25 protein-coding genes are annotated in these 23586 nt (G+C 37.2%); 11 read left to right on the forward strand and 14 right to left on the reverse strand.

Features of this window, described 5'->3' with window-relative positions; translation table 11 throughout:
• Positions 1 to 82 precede the first annotated feature (82 nt).
• On the reverse strand, positions 83 to 991 hold the full coding sequence (gene rnhA / locus A0J48_RS21105) for a ribonuclease HI (protein WP_200326555.1): 909 nt from the start codon (positions 989 to 991) through the stop codon (positions 83 to 85).
• 306 nt (positions 992 to 1297) lie between these two features.
• Between rnhA and A0J48_RS21110 the strand changes: the two genes are divergently transcribed.
• On the forward strand, positions 1298 to 1786 hold the full coding sequence (locus tag A0J48_RS21110) for a DUF29 family protein (protein WP_200326556.1): 489 nt from the start codon (positions 1298 to 1300) through the stop codon (positions 1784 to 1786).
• Positions 1787 to 2208: 422 nt separating this feature from the next.
• On the opposite strand, the gene A0J48_RS21115 is transcribed toward A0J48_RS21110, so the two are convergent.
• The 3 genes from A0J48_RS21115 to A0J48_RS27200 are packed head-to-tail and all read right to left on the reverse strand — an operon-like array spanning position 2209 to position 3982.
• Complete coding sequence (locus A0J48_RS21115) at positions 2209 to 3198, reverse strand: alpha/beta fold hydrolase (protein WP_200326557.1); 990 nt, start codon at positions 3196 to 3198, stop codon at positions 2209 to 2211.
• Positions 3199 to 3236: 38 nt separating this feature from the next.
• Positions 3237 to 3701 (reverse strand): cupin domain-containing protein, encoded by a 465-nt coding sequence (locus A0J48_RS21120; protein ID WP_200326558.1) that lies wholly within the window; start codon positions 3699 to 3701, stop codon positions 3237 to 3239.
• Between the two features lie 50 nt (positions 3702 to 3751).
• Positions 3752 to 3982, reverse strand: coding sequence for a hypothetical protein (locus tag A0J48_RS27200; RefSeq protein ID WP_234301065.1), 231 nt, complete (start codon positions 3980 to 3982; stop codon positions 3752 to 3754).
• A gap of 62 nt (positions 3983 to 4044) precedes the next feature.
• Between A0J48_RS27200 and A0J48_RS21130 the strand changes: the two genes are divergently transcribed.
• Entirely contained in the window at positions 4045 to 4524 is a 480-nt protein-coding gene (locus A0J48_RS21130) for a DUF1499 domain-containing protein (RefSeq protein ID WP_200326559.1), read from the forward strand.
• 133 nt (positions 4525 to 4657) lie between these two features.
• On the opposite strand, the gene A0J48_RS21135 is transcribed toward A0J48_RS21130, so the two are convergent.
• On the reverse strand, positions 4658 to 5221 hold the full coding sequence (locus A0J48_RS21135; RefSeq protein WP_200326560.1) for a pyridoxamine 5'-phosphate oxidase family protein: 564 nt from the start codon (positions 5219 to 5221) through the stop codon (positions 4658 to 4660).
• A 79-nt stretch (positions 5222 to 5300) separates the two neighbouring features.
• Between A0J48_RS21135 and A0J48_RS21140 the strand changes: the two genes are divergently transcribed.
• Both A0J48_RS21140 and A0J48_RS21145 read left to right on the forward strand, forming a co-directional pair.
• Positions 5301 to 6236, forward strand: a complete 936-nt coding sequence (locus A0J48_RS21140) for a 1-aminocyclopropane-1-carboxylate deaminase/D-cysteine desulfhydrase (protein WP_200326561.1) — start codon at positions 5301 to 5303, stop codon at positions 6234 to 6236.
• 212 nt (positions 6237 to 6448) lie between these two features.
• The gene (locus tag A0J48_RS21145; protein WP_200326562.1) at positions 6449 to 7807 is read left to right on the forward strand and encodes a cytochrome P450; all 1359 of its coding nucleotides are present in this window, start codon (positions 6449 to 6451) and stop codon (positions 7805 to 7807) included.
• 60 nt (positions 7808 to 7867) lie between these two features.
• Here the strand turns inward: A0J48_RS21145 and A0J48_RS21150 are convergent, their stop codons facing one another.
• Together A0J48_RS21150 and A0J48_RS21155 are read right to left on the reverse strand one after the other, a co-directional pair.
• Positions 7868 to 8290, reverse strand: a complete 423-nt coding sequence (locus A0J48_RS21150) for a hypothetical protein (RefSeq protein WP_200326563.1) — start codon at positions 8288 to 8290, stop codon at positions 7868 to 7870.
• An 899-nt stretch (positions 8291 to 9189) separates the two neighbouring features.
• Positions 9190 to 9861, reverse strand: coding sequence for a PspA/IM30 family protein (locus A0J48_RS21155; protein ID WP_234301066.1), 672 nt, complete (start codon positions 9859 to 9861; stop codon positions 9190 to 9192).
• Positions 9862 to 10180: 319 nt separating this feature from the next.
• On the opposite strand from A0J48_RS21155, the gene A0J48_RS21160 reads away from it, so the two are divergent.
• On the forward strand, positions 10181 to 11380 hold the full coding sequence (locus A0J48_RS21160; RefSeq protein ID WP_200326565.1) for a Coenzyme F420 hydrogenase/dehydrogenase, beta subunit C-terminal domain: 1200 nt from the start codon (positions 10181 to 10183) through the stop codon (positions 11378 to 11380).
• 134 nt (positions 11381 to 11514) lie between these two features.
• Here the strand turns inward: A0J48_RS21160 and A0J48_RS21165 are convergent, their stop codons facing one another.
• A complete protein-coding gene (locus tag A0J48_RS21165; protein WP_200326566.1) occupies positions 11515 to 11739 on the reverse strand; it encodes an addiction module protein in 225 nt (74 codons plus the stop codon).
• A gap of 187 nt (positions 11740 to 11926) precedes the next feature.
• On the opposite strand from A0J48_RS21165, the gene A0J48_RS21170 reads away from it, so the two are divergent.
• Positions 11927 to 12226 carry a hypothetical protein gene (locus tag A0J48_RS21170; protein ID WP_200326567.1) on the forward strand — a complete coding sequence of 100 codons (300 nt, stop codon included), beginning with the start codon at positions 11927 to 11929 and terminating at the stop codon, positions 12224 to 12226.
• Between the two features lie 15 nt (positions 12227 to 12241).
• Positions 12242 to 12880: a Shedu immune nuclease family protein gene (locus tag A0J48_RS21175; protein WP_200326568.1), complete on the forward strand. Its 639-nt coding sequence runs from the start codon at positions 12242 to 12244 to the stop codon at positions 12878 to 12880.
• Positions 12881 to 12905: 25 nt separating this feature from the next.
• Here the strand turns inward: A0J48_RS21175 and A0J48_RS21180 are convergent, their stop codons facing one another.
• From A0J48_RS21180 to A0J48_RS21200, 5 genes are all read right to left on the reverse strand, one after another.
• On the reverse strand, positions 12906 to 13364 hold the full coding sequence (locus A0J48_RS21180) for a hypothetical protein (protein WP_200326569.1): 459 nt from the start codon (positions 13362 to 13364) through the stop codon (positions 12906 to 12908).
• A gap of 100 nt (positions 13365 to 13464) precedes the next feature.
• A complete protein-coding gene (locus A0J48_RS21185; RefSeq protein WP_200326570.1) occupies positions 13465 to 14100 on the reverse strand; it encodes a dioxygenase family protein in 636 nt (211 codons plus the stop codon).
• Between the two features lie 13 nt (positions 14101 to 14113).
• Positions 14114 to 14611: a hypothetical protein gene (locus tag A0J48_RS21190; RefSeq protein ID WP_234301067.1), complete on the reverse strand. Its 498-nt coding sequence runs from the start codon at positions 14609 to 14611 to the stop codon at positions 14114 to 14116.
• 81 nt (positions 14612 to 14692) lie between these two features.
• Positions 14693 to 16174 carry a pentapeptide repeat-containing protein gene (locus tag A0J48_RS21195; protein WP_200326571.1) on the reverse strand — a complete coding sequence of 494 codons (1482 nt, stop codon included), beginning with the start codon at positions 16172 to 16174 and terminating at the stop codon, positions 14693 to 14695.
• A gap of 187 nt (positions 16175 to 16361) precedes the next feature.
• A complete protein-coding gene (locus tag A0J48_RS21200; RefSeq protein ID WP_234301068.1) occupies positions 16362 to 16943 on the reverse strand; it encodes a hypothetical protein in 582 nt (193 codons plus the stop codon).
• 424 nt (positions 16944 to 17367) lie between these two features.
• Between A0J48_RS21200 and A0J48_RS21205 the strand changes: the two genes are divergently transcribed.
• Positions 17368 to 18726 (forward strand): NB-ARC domain-containing protein, encoded by a 1359-nt coding sequence (locus tag A0J48_RS21205; protein ID WP_200326573.1) that lies wholly within the window; start codon positions 17368 to 17370, stop codon positions 18724 to 18726.
• Between the two features lie 148 nt (positions 18727 to 18874).
• On the opposite strand, the gene A0J48_RS21210 is transcribed toward A0J48_RS21205, so the two are convergent.
• Positions 18875 to 20104: a methionine gamma-lyase family protein gene (locus A0J48_RS21210; RefSeq protein WP_200326574.1), complete on the reverse strand. Its 1230-nt coding sequence runs from the start codon at positions 20102 to 20104 to the stop codon at positions 18875 to 18877.
• 86 nt (positions 20105 to 20190) lie between these two features.
• On the opposite strand from A0J48_RS21210, the gene A0J48_RS21215 reads away from it, so the two are divergent.
• The 3 genes from A0J48_RS21215 to A0J48_RS21225 all read left to right on the forward strand — a co-directional run bounded on the left by A0J48_RS21215 (position 20191) and on the right by A0J48_RS21225 (position 23467).
• Positions 20191 to 21009, forward strand: coding sequence for an acyl-CoA desaturase (locus tag A0J48_RS21215; protein WP_200326575.1), 819 nt, complete (start codon positions 20191 to 20193; stop codon positions 21007 to 21009).
• Positions 21010 to 21260: 251 nt separating this feature from the next.
• Entirely contained in the window at positions 21261 to 22319 is a 1059-nt protein-coding gene (locus tag A0J48_RS21220) for a fatty acid desaturase (RefSeq protein WP_200326576.1), read from the forward strand.
• Positions 22320 to 22387: 68 nt separating this feature from the next.
• Complete coding sequence (locus A0J48_RS21225) at positions 22388 to 23467, forward strand: DUF3474 domain-containing protein (RefSeq protein ID WP_200326577.1); 1080 nt, start codon at positions 22388 to 22390, stop codon at positions 23465 to 23467.
• Positions 23468 to 23586: the final 119 nt, after the last annotated feature.

Below are 23586 nucleotides of genomic sequence, written 5' to 3' on the forward strand. Positions count from 1 at the left end.
CCCTACACCCTACACCCTACACCCTACACCCTACACCCTACACCCTACACCCTACACCCTACACCCCACACCCTATTCCCTGTTATTCAGTTTCCGTTCCTAGTTGATCTCCTCTTTCTAGTTCCCAAAGAATTTGATTACCTTCCCGTCTTACCCTTGAAACTATCCAGTTTCGCCAACGCCATTGATCCCCGCGACTGGTGACAGCACTGGCGTGGACATCCATCAAGTCTGCTAGTTCTGAACTAGTAATTAAATAGCCTTTTTCTGCTATTTCGTCAGCAACCCGTAGGGTTTCAACTAAGTTGCGGAGTTGTGAAACCCTCATCTCAGGTGGTTTTTCCTCGTTTGTAGTCGCAGCTGAAGCTGTAGATGGTTCCATAGTGGTTATGTCTGATGACAAAATACTGCTATCCGAGATGTTTTCGTTAATTTTTGTGGAGTTTATGGAAGAATCCGATACTTTTGCTACATTGATTTCGTTTGTATTTGTTAAGGTTTGATAATAATTTCCAGGCGATAATTGTTGAAGAGATGGGATTTTGCCGCTGGCAAAGGAGCGAGCAATCACATCACAACGTTCGTTACCTATGTTACCAGAATGTCCGCGCACGTGCTGCCATTTGACGAGTCTGCTGTTGAGTCTATCGAGGGTTTCTAAAAGGTCTTGATTTTGGACTGGGTTTCCATCTGATTTTTTCCAGCCTTTCTTTTTCCAACCTGGCATCCATTTGGTAACGGAGTTGATTAGATATTCGCTATCGGTGTAGAGGATGATGGGTTGGGTTTGTCCAGAGTTTGCAAATAGTTCCAGGGCTGCGATCGCTGCTTGCATTTCCATTTTATTATTGGTGGTATGGCGTGATGCGTCACCCATTTCGTGAACTGAACCATCGTTAAAATAAACAACTACAGCCCAACCACCAGGGCCGGGATTGCCGGTGCAAGCACCATCGGTATATATGCTTTCAATTATGGGTTGTGTAGACATGGTGGGAGTATGAAACCGCAGAGAACACAAAGAAAATAGTTAACGTCGAATTTTTGTTAATAATAACCAGGCTATTATACTGACAATTACTCCAGTGACAACACTGACTTAGAAAGATAGGGAACGCTAGAATTTATAGATAGGAAAATGTTTGAGTCAGGATGAACAGGATAAAAATAGGGATTTTATCACCAATTACCAATTACCTATTCCCAGCCTCAACTAGATATTTAGCGATTTGGGTTATTATAGAACATCAAAACTACAAAATCAACTAATAACTGCAACTAAGTAAGGTCAATAACCATGACGCAAGAATTAATGGAATTAAGAAAAAGTATCTTAGAAGGGCGTTATGATGATGCGTTGGAAATTCTTGATGATTTGGAGGATATGAGCAAACAGGGAACTTTGCGAAAAATAGAAGCTTTTTTAGTTAGGTTAGTTATTCATCTGATTAAAAATCAAATTGAACAGCGTTTAACTAATTCTTGGATTGCTTCTATTTCTGATTCTGTGATTCAAATTGCCAAATTGAATATTAAAGATAATCAAAAATCCTATTATATTAAAGTTGATGAATGGCAAGAATATTTAGCAGAAGCTGTAGAAATGGCAATTCGTCCCGCTAGTGCAGAGATTTTTGGCGGGACTTTAAAACCAAGTCAAGTTTCTCAAAGATTGCAAGGAAAAGAGTTGATTGATTTTGATCAAAATCTTTTGTTATTAACGTATGAATATCAACCAAAGGAGTTAGCAAAGATGATTGATAATTATTTGGATGAATTACCTTGAGGTGAAGATTGGTTTGAGTAATTTTACTTTTTGTTACATATCTTGATTTACAGGTTGTTCTACTTAAATTCTAAAATTCTTCTTTCCAGAGTTATAAAAAAGTGACTTAAAGTGATAATATCTGTATTTGTAATGATATTATGTACCACTGTCGCTTAGTTTATATAAAATTTTCTCATGGATGACGTTTCTACTAAGCGTAATGATAAACGTATCCAGCGCGGTGGTTCGTTCTCCTCCCTTGGTGAGAATTGCCGTTCTGCTTGTCGCAGCGCCAATAACCTTGTCTACAGTAACGACACTATTGGTTTTCGGGTTGTGTGTAGTGGTTCGGCGAGTAATTAGTAGCCCTTTTTCCTTTACTCTTGGGATTGCTGTTATTTTAGCAAATACCGTGAAAATGCTGGATTTATTTACGTTATTTAATACTGATTTTCAACTTTATCCAAAACTCTCCTCACTGCTGCTAAAATAACTTCCGGTTCATCTATCCACACAAAATGACTGCTTGTTTCTGTCAATAATTGTTCACAATCTGTCGAAAGTAAAAGCAAATTAGATTGTATAGAATCTCGCAGTTTATCGGCTGGTGAAATTGAAAAATAAAACCTGCCCAACCCAGGCTTCAGAAACGTAGTAGCTTTGATATTAACAATTGGCATATTTCCAAAATAATCAGCTTTTTGTAATTGATGACCGCTGGTATTTAAACTCCACATTTCTCGAAACATGGTCAACCAATGTTGTGAAGAATAAAAAGAACGCTTCACAATTTTTAATTTAGTTGCTGGAAACTGACGCAGTTCTTTTTTGATAACTTCAAAAGCACCTATTAACCCTAAAAACCTGACAATTCCTAATGCTGCACCCACAGAAGCGATAAAAAAAGAACCTGTAAAAAATAACTTCAATAATTGCATACTAAATGGCATTGCTAACATCTGTTGTTCATGCAAACCATCTGTTAAGACCAGCCCTACCACTTCTTCCGGGAAATGATGAGCATAAAGACGCATATTATAACTACCAAAAGAGTTACCAACTAAGACATAAGGCGGTTCAATTTCTGCCTTCTGCAACAAGATGTGCAGTTCTTTAACTATTTGTTCACTAGTACGGGGTTTATAACTAGATTGACTCGAACCATAACCAGCACGATCATAAATACAAACTCGTGAAATTTTCGCTAATTCTTCTACTAAAAAATAGCCATCTATTCCGCCCAGGCTATGATCTAGAATTATAGTTATTTCACCTGTACCAGCAGAATAGAAATGTAATTTATGTCCACCAACATCAATCAATTTTCCTATCGGTGGTATTTTTGATTTTTCTTGAATGCTGGCAATTTGATGATATGTAGTGATTCCTAATAATAGCAATGATTGCCAGTTGAATAAATCTGATAGCAAGATTTTAACTTCCTGAAGTTATTGAATTGTGTTGAAGTTCAAATTTCATACAAAGTACCATCTTTATGTGTCAAAATCCATCCCCCATCATCACTAGATTTAACAATTAAATCATCATCTGGATAACATACTTCATCTCCTGGTGTTCTATCTCCAACTTCCAAATAAATTACTATTTCTGGAGATTTATTCACAAGTTGATGTCCATCTGCTTCTCCTGCTGGGAAACCTGCCATCATTCCTGCTGTGAGAATTTGTTCACCTGCATTAGTTATTAAAGTTGCTTCACCTTGAATAATATAAATAAATTCATCTTGTTTTTGATGCCAATGTCTTAATGCTGAACAGCTTCCTGGTTTTAATGTGACTAAGTTCACGCCAAAATTTTTTAATCCGGCAGCATTTCCTACAGCTTGTTTAACTCTTCCAACAATCCGAGATTTAAATACATCTGGATAAATAGTAGTAGTTCGACGCGGGACATTTTCTGGATTAATAATCATTGTGCTATTCCTCAGATAATTAATGATCACGAAACATTATTTCAATTCCATTAATCGCTTGTAATTGCTTGTTTAAATTTCCATTGTCCATAAAAAGGAATCATCTCTGGAAAATAGAAAATGGTAATATTTTCAATTTCTTTGAACTGTGGGTCATTAATTACTTCATCTAATAATTTAGCACCTAAACCCATTTTTCTATAAGCAAGTTTAACAATGACATCATACAATGTTCCCCGATAAACAAATTTTACCTGAAGGTAGATGCACCAAAGTTGCACCTTCTAGTTGATAATTATTGAATATGTCCACAAAACCTAAACCATCGAGGAGTAAATTAATAATGCACCGTCTAACAGGATTCACACAGCGATTACAGAGTAGTATTTTGGCAGTATTTCTAACTCTAGCTATGAGTGTAATATTCCCTGCGGTTACTTTGGCTACTGGGTTAGGAGTTGAATCCGGTTCTCTTAGTCCTTGTCCAAGTTCAGACAATTGTGTTGTTAGCCAAAATGGTGATGCTAAACACGCTATTGATCCAATTCCTTATCATGTAAACCGTGATCAAGCTAAAGAAGTTTTACTTAAAGTTCTCACAGTTGTTCCCCGCACAGCAGTGATAGAACAAACAGATAATTATATCCATGCTCTTTCTAAAAGTCGCATCTTCAAATTTATTGATGATGTCGAGTTTTATTTACCTGCGGATGAGCAAGTAATTCATATCCGTTCAGCATCTCGTGTAGGAGAATCTGATCTTGGTGTCAACCGCAGACGTATGGAACAAATTCGATTCGCTTTGCGTGATTTAAACATTTGATTTAAACACAGATAATTCACAGAAAAGTCAATTCTGTAATGGGCAAAAAACTTTTCCCTGAGTGGTTAAATCAACCCTTCATAATATACCAATCGTGTTGATAAAACACGAAAATCATTCTTTACTCATCAACTTATCTTTGATTGTGAACTGTACTTAAGGGAGTTAATAAACCATCAATGCTGACTAAATTTTTTTGTTGATGATATTCTTTAATTCCCCATTCACCTTTTTTACTAGCCCAGTTAACTAAAGTTTCTCTTTGCTTTTGATATTCATAAAGTGGCACAGCAAAACCACAGGAAGTTTGTACCCTGTCAATATCAGCAACAATTATTTGCCGAGTTCCCGGAAGAGGAGGAAATAAAGAGTATAGAGAATTCCATTCAGGAAAATCAGGTAAAATCGTTTTTCCCTGACCATAAAGACGGAGAATAGAAGGAGGTTCTTGAAAAGCGCAAAACATAAATGTGATTCTGCCATTTTCTAACAGATGGGCAGAAGTTTCATTGCCACTACCTGTTACATCTAAGTAAGCAACGCGATGGGGTGAAAGAATACGAAAACTTTCTAAACCTTTGGGAGAAATGTTAACGTGGCCTGTAGGACTTAAAGGAGCAGTTCCAACAAAGAACATCTGCTGATTTGCAATAAATTTTTGCAATTCTTCAGTAATAGAATCAAAAACTTTAGCCATAAACAGTTTGATATCCTGTGATATTTTGTGGAAATTTGTTATTTTCGACTATGACAACAAAGCTTAACTTGTAGTTGAAATGTCGTCAATCTTTCTATCTGCACCCGTACAAAAAATTAATAGTCAAATAGCTGCTACTGCTGGTGTTGAGTTATACGTATTACGCCTTGATCTGATGCACCCACAGGTTAATGGTAACAAGTGGTTCAAGCTGAAATATAACCTGTTGGAGGCTCAGGAAAAAAATTTTGCCACCATAATTACCTTTGGCGGTGCTTACTCCAATCATATCTTTGCTACCGCAGCCGCAGGTAAGATTTTCCGTTTCCGCACTATTGGAGTAATTCGTGGAGAGGAAACTTTACCTCTCAATCCTACACTAAGTTTTGCGCTAGAACAAGGGATGCAGCTAGTGTATTGCGATCGCACTACTTACCGCCAACGCCACACAACTCAATTACAAGAAGAATTAAAACAACGCTTTGGTGAAGTCTTCATTATTCCCGAAGGAGGTTGCAACCTGAACGGTGTACGTGGTTGTACAGAAATAATGCAGATATCTGAATTATTTGATACTATTTGCCTAGCTTGTGGAACAGCCACAACACTAGCCGGTATTGCCCTATCATTACATTCAAAACAGAAAATTATTGGCTTTCCTGTATTAAAAGGTGGAGAATTTCTAGCAGCAGAAATAGAAAGTTTAATTAACAATTATCTGACATCTAGTTTACCTGCACCCTTTGATCATCCTGCACCTTGGCAATTAGTATGTAATTACCATTTTGGTGGATATGCAAAAGTTAATCAAGAATTAATCATGTTTTGCCAAAAATTTACCCAAGAACATAACATACCCCTAGATTACGTATATACGGGAAAAATGTTTTATGGAGTCATGAACTTACTACAGCAAGGATTTTTTACACCAGGTCGTCTGCTATTAATACATACTGGAGGTTTACAGGGAAATCTCGGCATTAACGAGAAATTACTTAAAAAAATATTTAATTAAAGTAACTTTTAATAAACCAGGACTATCCTAATAAATAAACATCATATATAGTGCTATTGAAAAATAGCTACTCCAAATTACAAAAACAGGACTTACGCAAAACAGAACGCAAGTAGGGGTAATTCATGAATTACCCCTACGAAAGAATAAGGCTTTTAGTCATATCTTGCGTAAGTCCTAAAAAATTCTGATTCAAACAGGAGAAAATTTTGATGGTTACATTATCTCCAAGTAACAAAGCACCGAATTATCCACCTGGACCAAAAGCTCACCCATTATTAGGTAGCCTTCCAGACTTCGGAGCAGATCCTTTAGGTTTTTTGAGTCAATGTGCCAAAGATTACGGTGATATTGTACTTTGGAAAAGTGCTGTATTTTCAATGTATCAACTTAATCACCCAGATTATATTGAAGAGGCACAAATCAAAAAGCTCAGTCTATTTAAAAAACATCGAGCTTTGATATTAAAACGAATTTGGGGTAATGGACTTTTCGTTAGTGAAGGCGAATTGTGGCAGCGTCAACGACGACTAATGCAACCTGCTTTCCATCGGGAACGGATTTTTTCCTATGGTGAAGTTATGATTGACTACACCAACAGAATGTTAAAAACATGGCATGAGGGCGAAATTCGAGATATTCACGAAGACATGATGTACCTCACGTTAGAAATTGTTGCCAAAACATTATTCGGAACAGAGTTAATAAAAGACGTTGAACAAGTGGGAAAAGCTATGCAAGTCAGCATAGAATATTTTGAATCCCGCAATACTAACCTGTTGTTATATTTGATTCCTGATTGGGTTCCTCTTCCTCACAATTTACGTTATCAACAAGCAGTACAGCAGTTTGATAATTTGATTAATCGCATCATTCAACAAAAGCGAGAAAGTGCTAAAGATTCAGGTGATTTGCTATCCATGCTGCTGAACGTTCAAGATGAAGATGGCACACGCATGACCGATACACAAATCCGAGATGAATTAATTACCCTATTAATAGCCGGTCACGAAACCACAGCTTTAGCATTATCTTGGGCTTGTTATTTATTATCGCAACATCCAGAAGTTGAGCAAAAGTTACTAACAGAATTGCAGACAGTATTAGGTGGAAGAACACCCACTTTTGCTGATTTACCCAAGTTGATTTACACTGAAAGAATCATCATGGAAGTAATGCGATTATACCCCCCTGTGTGGGCAATGAGTCGCCGAGCGGTGCAGGATTGCGAAATTGGCGGTTATCCCCTACGTGCTGGAGATGGTATTATTGTTAGTCAGTGGGTAATGCACCATGATCCTCGCTATTTTGACCAACCAGAAGTTTTTAACCCTGACCGTTGGGAAAACGATTTAGCCAAGAAATTACCAACCTTTGCTTATTTTCCTTTTGGTGGTGGTCCAAGAATTTGCATTGGTCAATCTTTTGCCAAAATGGAAGCAATGTTAATTTTAGCGACTATTGCCCAACAATTTAAATTATCTCTAGCCGCAAATCACGAAGTTGTACCTTGGCCAGCTTTTACATTACGTCCTAAATATGGCGTAAAAATGTTGCTGAATCAAAGGTAATTAATAGCTATCAGCAGTCAGGAGTAAAACACTTCAAGTATTCTAACTTCTGACTTCTGACTATAAAGCTACATTATGTTTTTTAGCAATTTCAGTCAGTTGATCATACTGATGTTGCCCTGCTTTTGCTAATATTGCTGTTGCTTCTTCTGGGTCAGTACCATCTTTAGGAATTAAATACTTAACATAAAGTGAAACAAAATCAACAATAGCTGCTAAACCTGACAAATTATGTTTATCAGATTGTTGTCCAGCAATTACTGCTACTAGACCAGCCCTAATAGGGTCTGGTTTCACCTTCATAAATTGGTCAATTAGTTGTTTCAAATAATCTGCTGGTGCTAAGTTTTTTAACCTATTTTCATCAGGTTTAAATTCTAATCCTGCGGCTTTTGATTGTTCTAAAATACACCATTCTGTAAATTCTTGCAGTGCAGCATCGGGAAGCTTGGGGAGATATTTGTACAATTCTAAATCAGACACAGGCTTACACCAATTTTAGATTGTTAGATTGCCAACTTTCATAGTCAGGTTATTTTGTTCACTAAAAACAATACAACCTATAAACTATGTAAAATGCAGTTTTTCAATTGCATCAATTCCACCCTAACCCACTGTTGTAGAGAGTTTTGTAGTGCAACTGACAATCTGATATTGATTTGCTAGTTTGCTGTCAGTATATGGTATAATTAAAAGATTAATTTTTATTTCTAAATAGCTAATGAAAAGCGGCGATAGAATCAAATTCTCCACAACCAATAAAGTCACTTTGTTTCAGTAAAGCAAGAGGATCATTTTCTGATTGTTGAATTTTGTGATAATAAACCTCAATTGCAGTTTGAATAATTTATTTGATATCTTGGTTAGTTTGTTGTTGAATGATGTAGATTTTTTCTACAACGATTTGATCTAAAGATGTATCAATATTCATAATTTCTTCTTAGAAATAGCTACAATAATTATAAAATTATAACACTAATTTAGTTGACTGTATTTGAAAATCAAAAAATAAATTTCTTCGCTAATAGCAAAATTCAGCTAAAACTGAATCAAGATTGATATTTATTCAGTCTGTTTTAACAGACTTTTGCTATGAGACTGAGAATTCATTCTCAGGCGGTTTTCTGGGATAATAGAAGATTTAAAAACTGCTAAGATAACCCGCCAAGAAATGAATTTCATGGCTAATAGCGAAATTCAGCTAAAGCTGAATGAAGATTGATATTTATTGAGTCTGTTTTAACAGACTTTTGCTATGAGACTGAGAATTCATTCTCAGGCGGTTTTGTGGGATAATGGAAGATGTATTTTAACAGCAAAAAAACCTCGATAAATCAACCGAAGGCCGATTACTTTTGCTAATATCAATAACTTGATTAAAACTACAGGTCATCTAATTGTTGTTTTAGTATTTCCAATTCAGTATCAATATCATTAACATCCCTAGTTGTTGGATTAGATAATTTCTTCAATTGAAAATTGCCAAAATTAACTTGATAATCCTTGGCTTCAACAACTTTATTAGATAAAGCAAATAAACTCAGCTTTACACAATTTGATATAATCATCTGTTCTTCCAAAGCAACCTTTAAATTATTCACCTTCATTGAGAAAAACTTTTTACGCTTTAAAGCCTCTGCTGCCAAATAAGTATTACCTTTTTCAATAGCTAAATTAGTTCTGTCTTGCCATTTTTTCAATTCCACCTCAGCTTCATTATACTTTTTTATATTAATTTTTTCGATGGACATAGCTGAAACAGTAGCTTCACGAGTGCTTGCTAATTCTTGTTCCATATCTTCAATAGCTAAATCTAAAATTTCTGCTATAGTAATTCCTTGTGAAATTAGACTATTTAAAGTAGTAACACCAAAGTTATAACTCGAATCAATAGATACAGAAATCTCACCTTCAACTATAAATCTTATTGCTTCATATAACTTAACTCCAGTCAAAGTATTAGTAATACTGAGAGGAAAAGTTGTTACATTCAAATGATAACCTTCTAATAATGCAAAATCTGTTGTAAATTCTTGATATTTAGAAACATTCATTTTAGGTTGAGAATAATTTATCTCAGATTTAATGAGTCTATTAAGGCGATGAAAAAGCTGACTCATAATTGCTTCTGTATTTGCTCAACATTAAAAATATACTCATCTTAACAGCTAACCTATGAATAATCACCATCGTACATTTACTGAAGTGTTAGCACAGAAATAAAATTATCACTATATAATTACTTTCTTTATTCTCTCCGCATCTGTAGCGCCTATGCGTGAAAAAACCCTATTACCCAAATCAAACCACCCACATCACAACCCCTAACGGTAAGGTAATAAAAGCAATATTCAAGAAAAATAAACAAAATAAATGACATCCATAGACACCAACAAACACAAAAAAGCCAAAGCCCTCAAACCCGGAAGCGTGCGCCCCGCCAAAGAACTATGTAGCGAATGCGGACTATGCGACACCTACTATATCCACTACGTCAAAGAAGCGTGCGCTTTCATCACCCAAAGAATAGACGAACTAGAAACCACCACCCATAACCGCCCCCGCAACCTAGAAGACGACAACGAACTGTACTTTGGCGTGCATCAAGAAATGATGGCCGCACGCAAAACACAACCCATCGAAGGCGCACAATGGACAGGTATAGTTAGTAGCATAGCTATAGAAATGCTCAATCGTGGCTTAGTTGAAGGAGTCGTATGTGTGCAGAACACCAAAGAAGACCGCTTTCAACCGATGCCCATCATAGCCCGCACCCCAGAAGAAATACTAGCAGCTAAAGTAAATAAACCTACCCTTTCTCCTAACCTCTCCGTATTAGAAGAGATAGAAAAATCAGGAATGAAGCGGTTATTAGTAATAGGTGTAGGTTGTCAAATCCAAGCATTACGCGCTGTAGAGAAGAAACTCGGTTTAGAAAAACTGTACGTTCTCGGTACACCATGTGTAGATAACGTTACCCGCGCCGGACTACAGAAATTCTTAGAAACCACCAGCCGTTCCCCGGAAACAGTGGTAAGTTACGAATTTATGCAAGACTTCCGGGTACACTTCAAACACGAAGACGGTTCAGAAGAAAAAGTACCCTTCTTTGGCTTAAAAACCAATGTGCTTAAAGATATCTTTGCTCCATCATGTATGAGTTGCTTTGATTACGTCAACTCTTTAGCGGATTTAGTTGTAGGATACATGGGCGCACCCTATCCCTGGCAATGGATAGTAGTGAGAAATGATACCGGAAAAGAAATGTTAGAACTGGTGAAAGACCAACTAGAAACCCAGCCTGTGATGTCGAAAGGAGACAGAAAACCTGCCGTACAGCAGGGTATAAAAGCTTATGATGATGCAGTTACATTACCGATGTGGGTAGCGCAATTAATGGGAGTAGTGATAGATAGAATCGGACCGAAGGGTTTGGAATATGGGAGATTTTCTATAGATTCCCACTTTGCGAGAAATTATTTATACGTTAAGCGGAATCATCCTGAGAAATTGGAAGCCCACATACCGGAGTTTGCAAAGCGGATCGTGGCGCAGTATAAATTACCGGAATAAAACATACGGTATGCGATCGCTCTTTCATTCCAGTTTATCTTGTTGGGGGGAGCGATCGCTTGTGGAATTATCTTTAAAACTTCACCTGCAAAATAAAAGCTTAAAAACTTCTGGACGAAATACCAGGACATAATTCATTGCTGTCCTCTAATTGAAGCTTTAATTTCCTCCCATATCATTACATTGTCTGGATTTGCTTCATAATCAGTAATCCGCCGATCAAGCTCTCGTTTTTGCGCTACTGTCAAATCTGGATAAGCTTGTTCTGCTGCTATACTTTCCCAAATCTCTTGCACAAGATGAATTCTATCTGCAATACTGAGGGATTTGATTTCCTTTAAAGTTACAGCGATGTCCATACTCTGTTACCTCAATAAGAATATCTGGCATACATTTATTTTCTAGGATAAGCGATCGCAAATCGCTCCGTAGAAATCGCTCTTTTATTCCAGTTTACCTAATTGGAGAAGCGATCGCTATAAGTGTAATGATGCAAAAAACTGTAAATGCTATATACTTAATATAGAGGTTTAACTTAACAATAACATGAGCGATCGCCCAGTTCAGATCACCCTCCATAAGCGCGTTCAACCTGCTTTCGATGCACTTTCCCCTCAAGAACAACAAACTGTATCTCAAACTTTGATGAATTTAGCTAATTCTGGGATAGAAACAGCAATATCAGGTAATATCATTAAAAAGCTGAAGATAGATGAACCACTTTATTTATTGCTTATCAATCCCAACTTGAGAGCAATTTTAAATATGGACAATCCCGATGAAATTAAAGTTTTAGATTTGATGACTCATGACAGGTTAGAAATTTTTGCGGCGGCAAATAGCTAACTTTAAGTATAACCCATGAAAGATTTTATTAAACTTGATTTTAATCCCCGTATTGCTAGAAGTCAACTTAGAGAACTCCGCTACCTATTAGACAAAAATAAATCTTTATCTGAAAACGATGATATTCTGCCCTTTTTCAGAAATAATCATCATTTATCAGCATTTATTGGTTCTTATCATCCCAAGATTAATAGATTTAATCGTCTGGCATTTGAATATGACATATTTGGAGATTTTACAGCTGACTTAGTAATTGGAGATTCTATTAAAAAATCCTATTGTTTTGTGGAATTTGAAGATGCTGCATCTAACAGTATATTTGTCTCTAAATCAGGAAAAAATACTCCCGAATGGTCTTCCAGATTTGAGAAAGGATTCAGCCAGATTTTAGATTGGTTTTGGAAACTGGACGATTTAGAAAAAACAGATGCTTTTGAAGATAGGTTTACTGCCAGAAGTATTGACTATATGGGATTATTAATTATTGGCAGACATGAGCATTTAGAACCTAGAGAAAAAAAGAGGTTGGAATGGCGACAGAAAAACCTGATCCTCAATTCTAAACAAGTCTACTGTATGACTTTTGATGAATTATATGACGATTTGTTATTCCGACTTGAAAAGTATCAGTTAGCGGCGGAAGTAGACAATTAAATAGAGTTTGTTGAAATTGCGATAATTATGCTAGTGGTAAAATGAGTCGCTGGAAAACTAATTCTGGATTATCTAAAAATGGATTAATTTGGTTAAAATCAAATATTCCATTGGCGATATCTCCAGCATATTGATGAATTAAAACCTTACAAGGAAGTGGGTTAGCCGGTTCTATTTGAGCTCGATTCCAATTGCGGAGTTTTGGTTGTTGATTACCGTAATTAGCAACCCATAAACCATGACATTGTGTGCCGGCTTTCATTGCAGCACTGAGATTTTGTTTTGAAGTTGGATCTTGCTTGGCACTCAGGTAAACGCAAGGAAGTAATTTCACCTTACTACTGGCATTTGAAACAGCTTCTGGCCATCCTAAATAAAACTCTTTGGATAATGATGGTTGTCCTTCAATTCCTTCAACATCAAGCAAAAAATAGAAGCCATCTCCCTGTGCAGCTAGATAATCTTCTCCAAAGGTTGATATCAAATCTTGTGCATGACTACTACCGATTTCCTTTCCTTGTTGTTGTCTACCATCAATTGTTTAGCAGATGATACTGTGACTAGATATCCTCTTGGTTTGTTGGTTATGCCTTTTGCAGCACTATATTATATTGATAAGTTTCTGGTTTATCTCGAACCTTGGAAGCAATCATAAGTTTGCGTTCATCTTTGCTTTTGCGGTTCAGCAAAAGGTCTAGATCATTAAGTTTATGATCAGGAAAATACATCTGTGTGATGAGTTCAATATATCCCTTCTTGCTGACTTTATAATGTATGTGTGGAGGTCTTTGCCATGTATTGGATACTGGGTAAGTTCCAGGATAGATTGTTTTAAAATAAAACTTTCCATCTTTCCCACTGGGTACAATTGCCCAGCCTTGAAAGTTAGGATCTAATGGGGCTTTATTTGAATCATGTGGATGCCTATACCTTCCGGCAGCATTCGTTTGCCATAAATCAACCGTAGCATTTTCAAGTGGTTGGCCATCCGTATCTAAAACTTGCCCTTGGATAATAATAATCTTACCTTTGGCTACTCCCTGTTTACCTTCTATTCTTGTCAGATCAAAATCCTGATCTTTCTGAGCGAAAACTGGATAAAATGGTCCTTCAATTTCTTCTGGAGTTGGACTGCCTGCATAGGCTGAACTTGCAAACAGACCTAATACCCCACCAAAGACTCCATTTTTAATAAAATTTCTTCGGTTTCTCTTATTCATCTGAAATGCCAATTTACACTAATCCTAGAAAACCAGAGATTAGCGGTAAAAGTTTACTACACTCCTCAACTAACTTTGTCGCAGTTGGTAAGCCGCTAAGAATTCCTTTTAACATAGTAATTGCTGTATCTGCTAAATCTTGTTTTTCTTGAGGATTTTGTGCTGCTTCTGCTAAAGCTTTTACTTGTTTTAGGGTCTTTTCTTTATCTTTGGGCGTTAAATTAGTATCAGTCTCAATTGCTGTTTGCAGTTGTTTTAATAATTCCTTAATTCCAGGTTTCTCTGGTGCAGGAGAAGGGGGTAATTCATTAATAGTGTTTGTTATCGTACCACTAATATCACCTAAATTCAAAGCTTGCCCACTAGCATTCAAATCTCCGCCAATATTACCAATTGTAATTTTACGGCTGGAATCATTATTGATACTACCTTCAACTTTACCTATTGCCGTTTCAACTTTGTCGTGGAAGTTCATTTGTATATCGTTTTTTGTAGGTTGATTCTCTGACATTGCTTAATCCTCTAGCGTAAATTTTATCTATTATTGTAACACAAATATTTGATCAATTCAGTATATAGAAAACTTTTGAGTTTATGCCAAATCCGGTTCATCTACCTTACTTATCTCTGTAGATTCAACAACATTTCCATCTACTACAAAATCTCCCTCTACTAATCCAACAACAGTTTTCACAGGAGCATTGAAATTAATGGTAGTTGTTTTATTTTCCTCATATCGTTCCCAAGCTAGATAAGCACGTTTGATAAATTCTCCATTTTCAAACTTACGGTCATTGGGATACTGTTTTTTAAATTTACTGAGGGAGTTTCCGTTTTTATCATACTCTTCTTGACATTCTAAAAAAATTGATTCACACTTTACTTCTTTTAAATCAGTTTCTTTCGTTATTCCCCAATCTTCGATACACGATCCTGTCAGATTTACTCCTGTTAAATCTGCTCCAGCCAGTTGTGCCTGTTTTAAATTTGCTCCGGTTAAATCTGCATTTTTTAAACTTGCATTTTTCAAATTTGCACCCATAAAACTAATACCTTGTAAATTAGCACTCTCCAGATTTATACCTTCTAAATCAAGATAATTAAAGTTTTTATCATCCAGTTGGTTTACATCTAGTTTGATTGCCAATTGTCGAATTCTTTGATTTTGCAGATAATGATTTTCATCAAAACAAGCATACTCGATATTTCTGGCATTATAAAAGCGAGTCTTAGTAAGAATTGCTTTTCTAAAATCAACATTTCTTAACGTTGCTCCAGTAAAATCAGCGTCAGTTAGATTAACCTTTTCAATGTTTCCATTACTATTCAATGCGGTACTTCTAAATGAGGTACTATAGCATCTAGCACAAAAACTAATTGCAGATGAACGAATAGAATTAAATCTTTTATCTTGATACAACGAACGATTAGCAATATAAAAACCAATACTGAGAATTACTCCAGTCATTAAAATGTCTATTAAACAATCAAGAGAATTATCTATATTTTTTTTCTTATTTTCAGAATAAAATATAATAGGTACGCTGACGACCATTATAGCTATTGATATAATCATAGTGCCATACTTAACCCATCGGTTAGACAGAATATCAAGCACAGTGATTGTGAAAGCAAACATTACAATTCCGCCAAAAGCTATTGCTACACTAACAATTCCAAAAAACACCCCCGGAACAATCATCTTTTCTCCAGCAATAAGTAAGGGACATATCAATATTATCGCAACAACAGACACTATTCCTTCAGCAAGTAAAGCACCTGTGAAGCCTTGTCTAGTTAGAAAAAAGAAAAAAATCCCAAGCATTGAAAAGGCAATTATGCGAATCCAAAGTTTGTCAACGCCAGCTAACATAGGCATGATAGCGGTTGCTACAGCTACTGAAATTAGAATAGATAGTACACAAAATATAGTTATTAAACTGTAATATACAATTGGCTTAATACCAGCTTTAGAATGTTGGAATTTATGATTAATGCAATTAATTTTTTTGCTAAAATCAACACCTCTAAGGTCTTGATTATTAAAATCCTGACAATTATCTTGAACACTCATCACATTGATATCCTTAACTTTGCTGTGTCGTTGGCAGAGGCAAAACTTCTAAATTAGAATTTACCAATTAATGCTAGTTATAGAATGGGTGAGGCTAATGAACTCACCCACCATCCATCATTGGGCATTTCATTAAAAACAGGATGCGATTGCTGAAATTTTCATCCAGGTTGTCTTAAAAAAATAATCAATATGTACAATAGTGCTTACTAGGATCACATGGATATGAGAATGCACAGAGTCCACCATTATTATGATATTCTCCTCTAACATTCATGCGTAAGACTTTTGCTCCGTCATTAGCAACTCCACGCAGAACACGGCTAACTATTTCTCTAACATTGTGACCACGACCAGCTAAAAAATTAGATGATGGAAAAACTTTTTGATTTACTAATGGTTCATTATTTGGTAATGATTTGTTATTACTTTTTGCTTGTCCTTCGTAAGAATAAGTATACAGTTGTCCATTGCTTTCCCATACAGCATCCGCTTGTTCAATTCCTATGTATTCCTCCAATGCTGCTACAAATGCTCTGGCGCAACTAGAACTATCAAATGTAACTGGTATAGGTTCTGTACTTTGTGCAACTTTTATGTCACTCTTAACATTTATTACGTTGTCATAAGGACTACTAGCAAGCATTTTTGATTGAAATTGAAATGAAAACAGCAATATTGCTACAAAACTTGTAGCAAGACAAAGCGCAAAACTTTGCCAAGACTTCAAGACAAAAAGCTTCTTTCCCAACTTTGTAAACTTCTTCATTTTCTTTTCCGTTTGTTGTGTTTCTACAGCCGTTGAACCCTCGTAATTTGGCGGAGATATTCTTAATATTAGGTATTGCCATCGCTCCAAAGCAATGGAAGTTTGCCAACTTAAGCAAACTGCTGTAAAAATCCTGACAAACGATCGCTCTCACCCCTCTACCACAAACCTTTCAAGCGTTGAGACTGTAAGCAAATTAGACCGCAGAATTATTTCAAATTGTTAAAACTTCCCTTTTTTGCAAAATGCTGTATTGATAAACACATCAAGCAACCGCTATACTCTGTTCAATCTCTTAGCTGTATCTTTATACTCTTGTCAGATTAATACCGTTTTCCCGGAAATCAGTCATTTTTCCGGCGGTTAGAGCTAATTGTCTTACCCTATTCGGCTTTGCTTAAAAAAATTTATATATTTCTAAGTTATGGATCTACCAAGAAAACGTAAACGTGGGTCAATCCTCACGCATAAAGGTTTAGATAAACTTAATAACGCAATAAAAACAAAGGAATATGCTGAAAATAACGGCAAGCGATTTACCCTTGATAATCTCAGTATTCAGACTGGCTTAGACTCTCATACCCTATGCAAAATTTTTCAATGCAACGTCAGAGTTGATAAAAAATCTTTAGTTCAATGCTTCAAGGCATTTAATCTGGTGTTAGAGTCTGATGATTATGAATCACCTCCTCCCCTCCCATTAGTCAAACCAGAAGCACACTCAGCAAAATTCCCTATCCAACCTCTACAGCCTCAAATTCAGCCCTATGGGGATTATAGTTTAGCCCCCCATGTCTCCGTTTTCTATGGACGCACCGCAGAATTGGCAACGTTGAACCAGTGGATTCAGGTTAATCGCTATCAATTAATCATGGTCTTAGGTATGGGTGGTATGGGTAAAACCAGCCTGATAGCCAAGCTAATGCAAGGCTTTACCAACAGCACAGACTCGTCATCATCAGAATTTAAGTATGTCATCTGGCGATCGCTTCGTCATGCGCCAACAGTAGAAGAAACCTTAACTGAGCTAATTCACATCCTCTCACACCACCAAGCCGTTGATTTACCAAAATCTCCAGAGCAATTAATATCAAAGTTAATGCAGTATCTCCATCAAACTCGTTGCTTGCTGGTTCTGGATAATCTAGAATCTATTCTGCAATGCGGAGAACGAGGGGGATCATATCGGCCAGGATTTGAAGGCTATGGACAACTGATTCGCAGAATTGGGGAGTCTACCCACAAAAGTTGTTTAATTATCACCAGTCGAGAACCACCGATCGCATTTATTTTACTAGAGAAAAAAGCCAATTCCATTAAATCGCTGATCCTCAAAGGGCTGCTTCCTGAAGACGGATTCAAGATTTTGCAGTCAGAAGGAATTAACGAAACTGAAGCAAAATGGCAAACCTTACATCATCATTATGCCGGAAATCCCCTCATACTCAAAATTGCTGCCACCAAGATTGATTTTCTCTTTTCTGGCAAGATTGATCTTTTTTTAGACCAAGGTGTAACCGTATTTGGCGATATTTACAAGTTGTTAGATCAACAATTTCAACGCTTATCAGATTTAGATAAAACCGTAATCTATTCTTTAGCGATTCACCGCAAACCCATATTAATGCCAGAATTACTTAACGCCATCATGCCTCCTGTGACTTCCCAGAAGCTGTTAGGAAGCATAGATAGGCTAAAATGGCGCTCATTAATTGAATACAACTCTAACGGATTTACAGTGCAGAACGATGTGATGGAATATGTCACCAGTAAACCACGTTAGTTGCTAAATAATAGAATCACTTGACATACTCCCCGCCCTAAAAGTGCGGAGATTCTGGGTTCAAACAACAGTTGCAGTTTCATACCGTCTTACACTATCTCGCCCAACAGACAATGCCCTGCCTCCTGCCTCCTGCCCCCTGCCTTCGTTAAGCTTCCCCTACAGCTTCAATAGCCGCCTGTAACGCAATAGATACATGAGTCCAATGAGTACCGCCTTGGCAATACACAATATAAGGCTCTCTTAAAGGTCCATCTGCTGATAGTTCCAAAGTGCTACCCTCAATAAACGTCCCCCCAGCCATCACAACTTGGCTTTCATATCCCGGCATTTCATCAGGTACGGGGTCTAAATAAGAACCAATAGGCGAATATTGTTGAATAGCTTTACAGAACGCAATTAGTTTTTTCGCTGAACCCAGTTTAATGGCTTGGATCACATCCCCTCTTGGTGCTAGGGGGGCGGGGTTGACAGGATATCCAAGTTTGTCAAATACATAACCTGTCAAGTATGTTCCTTTCATAGCTTCACCCACCATCTGGGGTGCTAAAAATAATCCCTGGAATAAAAGGCGGTTTTGGTCAAAGGTTGCACCACCAGCACTACCAATACCGGGGGCTGTGAGTCTGCAAGCTGCTGCTTCTACCAAGTCAGCGCGTCCGGCTATATATCCCCCTGCGGTGACTAATGTCCCACCAGGATTTTTAATTAATGACCCAGCCATCAGGTCTGCACCTACGTGGGTGGGTTCTTTAATATCAATAAATTCTCCATAGCAGTTGTCTACAAAACAAACTGTGTTGGGGTTTTGCTGTTTGACTATATGAACGATTTTTTCAATTTCGCCAATAGAGAGGCTAGACCGCCATGAATAGCCACAGGAACGCTGAATTAAGACTAGACGGGTATTTTCCGTCACACTACTGCTTAATGTCTGCCAATCTATTTTTCCTTCTTTAGTTAGTTCTAGTTGGCGGTATTTTATGCCAAAATCAAGAAGAGATCCTTGGCCTTGACCACGCAAGCCAATTACCTCTTCCAAAGTATCGTAGGGAGAACCAACCACTGCTAACATTTCATCCCCAGGCCGAAGCACCCCGTACAGCGCACAGGCGATCGCATGAGTTCCCGAAACAATCTGCACTCGCACTACCGCAGCTTCAGCACCCATTGCTTCGGCAAAAACTTGATCTAAGGTTTCTCTCCCTAAATCATCATGCCCATAACCGCTTACACCCGCAAAGTGGTGCGCCCCCACTCGATGATTACGAAATGCTGTAAGCACTCTTTGAAGATTATGCTTGACCTGTGTGTCAATACCAGAAAAAATCTCTATTAATGCCTGTTCTGCTTCTTGCAGCTGCTCTATGCTGTTCATTGTTTCCTCATTTAAAAAAATAATCTAAATATGCGGATTCCTCAATCACGCAGATTAGGCTGGACAATTCCTATAAAGGTTACTGAATGACAATTGCTACCTCAACTAAACTTCAAATTAACTGGGTTAATACCCTATTTTTCATCGGTCTGCACATCGGTGCTTTGTTTGCTTTAATTCCCAGTAACTTTAGCTGGAAAGCAGTTGGTGTTGCATTATTTCTCTACTGGGTGACTGGTGGTTTAGGCATTACCCTGGGATATCACCGCCTTGTCACCCACCGCAGTTTTCAAACTCCCAAATGGCTGGAGTATCTCCTAGTTATTTTCGGGACTTTATCCTGTGAAGGCGGTCCTATTGAGTGGGTAGGTACACACCGTATCCATCATTTGCACTCAGATACAGAAAATGACCCCCATGATTCAAATAAAGGTTTCTGGTGGAGTCATCTCGGTTGGATGATTTATCACTCGCCCGCTCACGCTGAGGTTCCTCGCTTCACAAAAGACATTATTGATGACCCAGTTTATCAGTTTTTACAGAAAAATTTCATTTTCTTACAAATTGCCCTGGGATTGGTACTGTTTTTCTTAGGGGGCTGGTCTTTTGTGGTTTGGGGTATTTTTGCCCGCATTGTCTGGGTTTATCACTGCACTTGGTTGGTTAATAGTGCTACTCACAAATTTGGCTATCGCAGTCATGAATCTGGAGACAAATCAACTAACTGCTGGTGGGTGGCTCTGTTAGTATTTGGTGAAGGTTGGCATAACAACCATCATGCTTATCAATATTCAGCCCGTCATGGTTTGGAATGGTGGGAAATTGATATGACTTGGACGACTATTCAGTTACTACAACTCTTAGGTCTAGCTAAAAATATTAAGCTGGCCGAGAAAAAAGCATAACGCATAATTCATCTTGAAAGTCAATAGTTTTCTGTTCACAATTTGAGCGCAAAACTATTGACTTTTTGCGTGCAATAAAGGAATACAGCAATTGAAAGTTTTTAATTTTTAATTTTTGATTTTTAATTTTTAATTGCTACCCTAAGTTGCTACTAGATTGCTATAATCTCAGAAATTAATGTTACAAGACTTTGCTGCAATCTCATTTTTTTAATGATTTTGTGGATTAGTTTGTTGTTTTTCAGGTATTCATGACTACATCAATCATCAAAAGCCAGGAAACTCTCGTCTCTACAGACCTTGATCAAGATCAAATCAAACTCAAGCATATTATCAAAAGTCTGCCCAAGGAATGTTTCCAGAAAAATAGCCGCAAAGCATGGACAACTGTAATTCTCAGTTTGTCTATGGCTGCATTAGGCTATTATTTTTTAGCAATTTCTCCCTGGTTTCTTCTACCTCTAGCATGGATTTTTACAGGAACTGCTTTAACAGGATTTTTTGTCATAGGTCATGACTGTGGCCATCGTTCATTTGCCAAGCGTCGTTGGGTAAATGATTTGGTTGGCCACTTTTTCATGATGTTTTTAATTTACCCTTTTCATAGTTGGAGAATTAAACATAATCATCACCATAAACATACAAATAAACTAGATGAGGATAACGCATGGCATCCTATCAGAACTGAAGTTTTTGCAAGTTGGAACAAAACCAGACAGTCTGCGTTTGAATTCTTCCTGCGGAAGCGTCTGTGGTGGGTAGGTTCTATCGGACATTGGGCAGTTGTGCATTTTGATGCGCGGAAATTCCAGAAAAAAGACCAAGCCAGTGTTAAATTTTCTGTGGCTGTAGTGGTAGCTTTTGCAGCTATTGTTTTCCCAACTTTGATTATTACTACTGGTGTTTGGGGATTTATTAAATTCTGGTTTATCCCCTGGATAGTTTACCATTTCTGGATGAGTACCTTTACCATTGTTCACCACACAACAGCAGATGTTCCTTTCAAAACTGCTGATAAGTGGAACGAGGCTATGGCACAGTTATTTGGAACTATTCACTGTGATTATCCTCGTTGGGTAGAAGTTCTGTGTCACGATATTAACGTTCATGTTCCCCATCATATTTCTACCGCTATTCCTTCCTATAATTTGCGGTTAGCTTACGACAGCATCAAGGAAAATTGGGGTCCTTATCTTCATGATGAATGTAAGTTCTCTTGGGATTTAATGAAACAAATTACTAACGAATGTCAACTATATCAAACGGACATTGGTTATACAACATTTGACAAATATTACGCCCAAAAATAACGCCTGTAGGACAGGCATCTTGCCTGTCAAAATTTTCTCTATACTTCCATTCAAGATTATTAATTCCAGTGCAATTAGATACCGTTCAATTCAACCAAAATCCTGCTGTTAAATCTTCTCAGGATGAAGATAACCTGCCGTTTACTCTTGCAGATTTAAAAGCAGCTATTCCTGCTGAATGTTTTCAGCCTAGTGTAGTTAAATCACTCTATTACTTTTTCCGTGATGTTGCCATTGTCGCTGGTTTATATGCACTAGCAAATTACTTAGATTCTTGGTACTTCTGGCCAATTTTCTGGGTAATGCAAGGAACAATGTTTTGGGCTTTGTTTGTAGTTGGTCATGACTGCGGACACCAATCTTTTTCTAAGCATAAATGGCTAAATGATTTAGTTGGTCATCTTTCCCACATTCCTATTCTCGTTCCTTATCATGGTTGGAGAATTAGCCACAGAACTCACCACAAAAATACTGGCAGTTTGGAAAATGATGAAAGCTGGTATCCTTTAAGTGAATCCAAATATCAAGAATTACCTTTATTACAAAAAGTAGTTCGATATTATCTCTTTCTGCCACTAGCTTATCCTATCTATTTGTTTCAACGCACTCCTGGTAAAAGTGGTTCACATTTTGATCCCAGTAGTTCGCTGTTTAAACCTTCAGAAAAGTGGGACATCATCACTAGCACTACCTTGTGGATTGGTTTTGTAGGTTTGCTAGGTTTTCTCACCTATCAATGGGGTTGGATGTGGTTACTCAAATACTATGCTGGCCCTTACGTTGTGTTTGTAATTTGGTTGGATTTAGTGACTTATTTACATCACACTGAACAAGATTTACCTTGGTATCGTGGTGAAAATTGGACTTTTTTAAAGGGTGCAATTTCTACAATTGACCGGGATTATGGGATTTTTAACCATATCCATCATGATATCGGTACTCATGTTGCCCATCACATCTTTTTGAATATGCCTCACTACAATTTGTTGAAAGCAACTGAGGCAATTAAACCAATTTTAGGCGATTATTATCATAAGTCTGAAGAACCTATTTGGAAGGCATTATTGCATTCTGCAAAGGTTTGTCATTTTGTACCGGATACAGGTGATAAGGTTTATTACACTTCTTATCAAGACAATCAGAAGTAATCGGTATTTGATATAACTTAATAAAGTCCGCAAGTGCGGGCTTTTTTTGTTAGATAAGTAGTCGTGCAAAATAAATTTTATATTTTGGAGAGGGAACAGGGAACGGGGAACAGTTAACA

Origin of the sequence: Sphaerospermopsis aphanizomenoides BCCUSP55 (genome assembly GCF_001586785.1) — a bacterium.
Taxonomy (GTDB): domain Bacteria; phylum Cyanobacteriota; class Cyanobacteriia; order Cyanobacteriales; family Nostocaceae; genus Sphaerospermopsis_A; species Sphaerospermopsis_A aphanizomenoides_A.

Bases quoted from the DNA above. Each gene is read 5' to 3' on its own strand.
- rnhA (WP_200326555.1), bottom strand. From the start codon at position 991: ATGTCTACACAACCCATAATTGAAAGCATATATACCGATGGTGCTTGC.
- A0J48_RS21110 (WP_200326556.1), top strand. From the start codon at position 1,298: ATGACGCAAGAATTAATGGAATTAAGAAAAAGTATCTTAGAAGGGCGT.
- A0J48_RS21120 (WP_200326558.1), bottom strand. From the start codon at position 3,701: ATGATTATTAATCCAGAAAATGTCCCGCGTCGAACTACTACTATTTAT.
- A0J48_RS21130 (WP_200326559.1), top strand. From the start codon at position 4,045: ATGCACCGTCTAACAGGATTCACACAGCGATTACAGAGTAGTATTTTG.
- A0J48_RS21135 (WP_200326560.1), bottom strand. From the start codon at position 5,221: ATGGCTAAAGTTTTTGATTCTATTACTGAAGAATTGCAAAAATTTATT.
- A0J48_RS21140 (WP_200326561.1), top strand. From the start codon at position 5,301: ATGTCGTCAATCTTTCTATCTGCACCCGTACAAAAAATTAATAGTCAA.
- A0J48_RS21145 (WP_200326562.1), top strand. From the start codon at position 6,449: ATGGTTACATTATCTCCAAGTAACAAAGCACCGAATTATCCACCTGGA.
- A0J48_RS21155 (WP_234301066.1), bottom strand. From the start codon at position 9,861: ATGAATGTTTCTAAATATCAAGAATTTACAACAGATTTTGCATTATTA.
- A0J48_RS21160 (WP_200326565.1), top strand. From the start codon at position 10,181: ATGACATCCATAGACACCAACAAACACAAAAAAGCCAAAGCCCTCAAA.
- A0J48_RS21165 (WP_200326566.1), bottom strand. From the start codon at position 11,739: ATGGACATCGCTGTAACTTTAAAGGAAATCAAATCCCTCAGTATTGCA.
- A0J48_RS21170 (WP_200326567.1), top strand. From the start codon at position 11,927: ATGAGCGATCGCCCAGTTCAGATCACCCTCCATAAGCGCGTTCAACCT.
- A0J48_RS21175 (WP_200326568.1), top strand. From the start codon at position 12,242: ATGAAAGATTTTATTAAACTTGATTTTAATCCCCGTATTGCTAGAAGT.
- A0J48_RS21185 (WP_200326570.1), bottom strand. From the start codon at position 14,100: ATGAATAAGAGAAACCGAAGAAATTTTATTAAAAATGGAGTCTTTGGT.
- A0J48_RS21190 (WP_234301067.1), bottom strand. From the start codon at position 14,611: ATGTCAGAGAATCAACCTACAAAAAACGATATACAAATGAACTTCCAC.
- A0J48_RS21195 (WP_200326571.1), bottom strand. From the start codon at position 16,174: ATGAGTGTTCAAGATAATTGTCAGGATTTTAATAATCAAGACCTTAGA.
- A0J48_RS21200 (WP_234301068.1), bottom strand. From the start codon at position 16,943: ATGAAGAAGTTTACAAAGTTGGGAAAGAAGCTTTTTGTCTTGAAGTCT.
- A0J48_RS21205 (WP_200326573.1), top strand. From the start codon at position 17,368: ATGGATCTACCAAGAAAACGTAAACGTGGGTCAATCCTCACGCATAAA.
- A0J48_RS21210 (WP_200326574.1), bottom strand. From the start codon at position 20,104: ATGAACAGCATAGAGCAGCTGCAAGAAGCAGAACAGGCATTAATAGAG.
- A0J48_RS21215 (WP_200326575.1), top strand. From the start codon at position 20,191: ATGACAATTGCTACCTCAACTAAACTTCAAATTAACTGGGTTAATACC.
- A0J48_RS21220 (WP_200326576.1), top strand. From the start codon at position 21,261: ATGACTACATCAATCATCAAAAGCCAGGAAACTCTCGTCTCTACAGAC.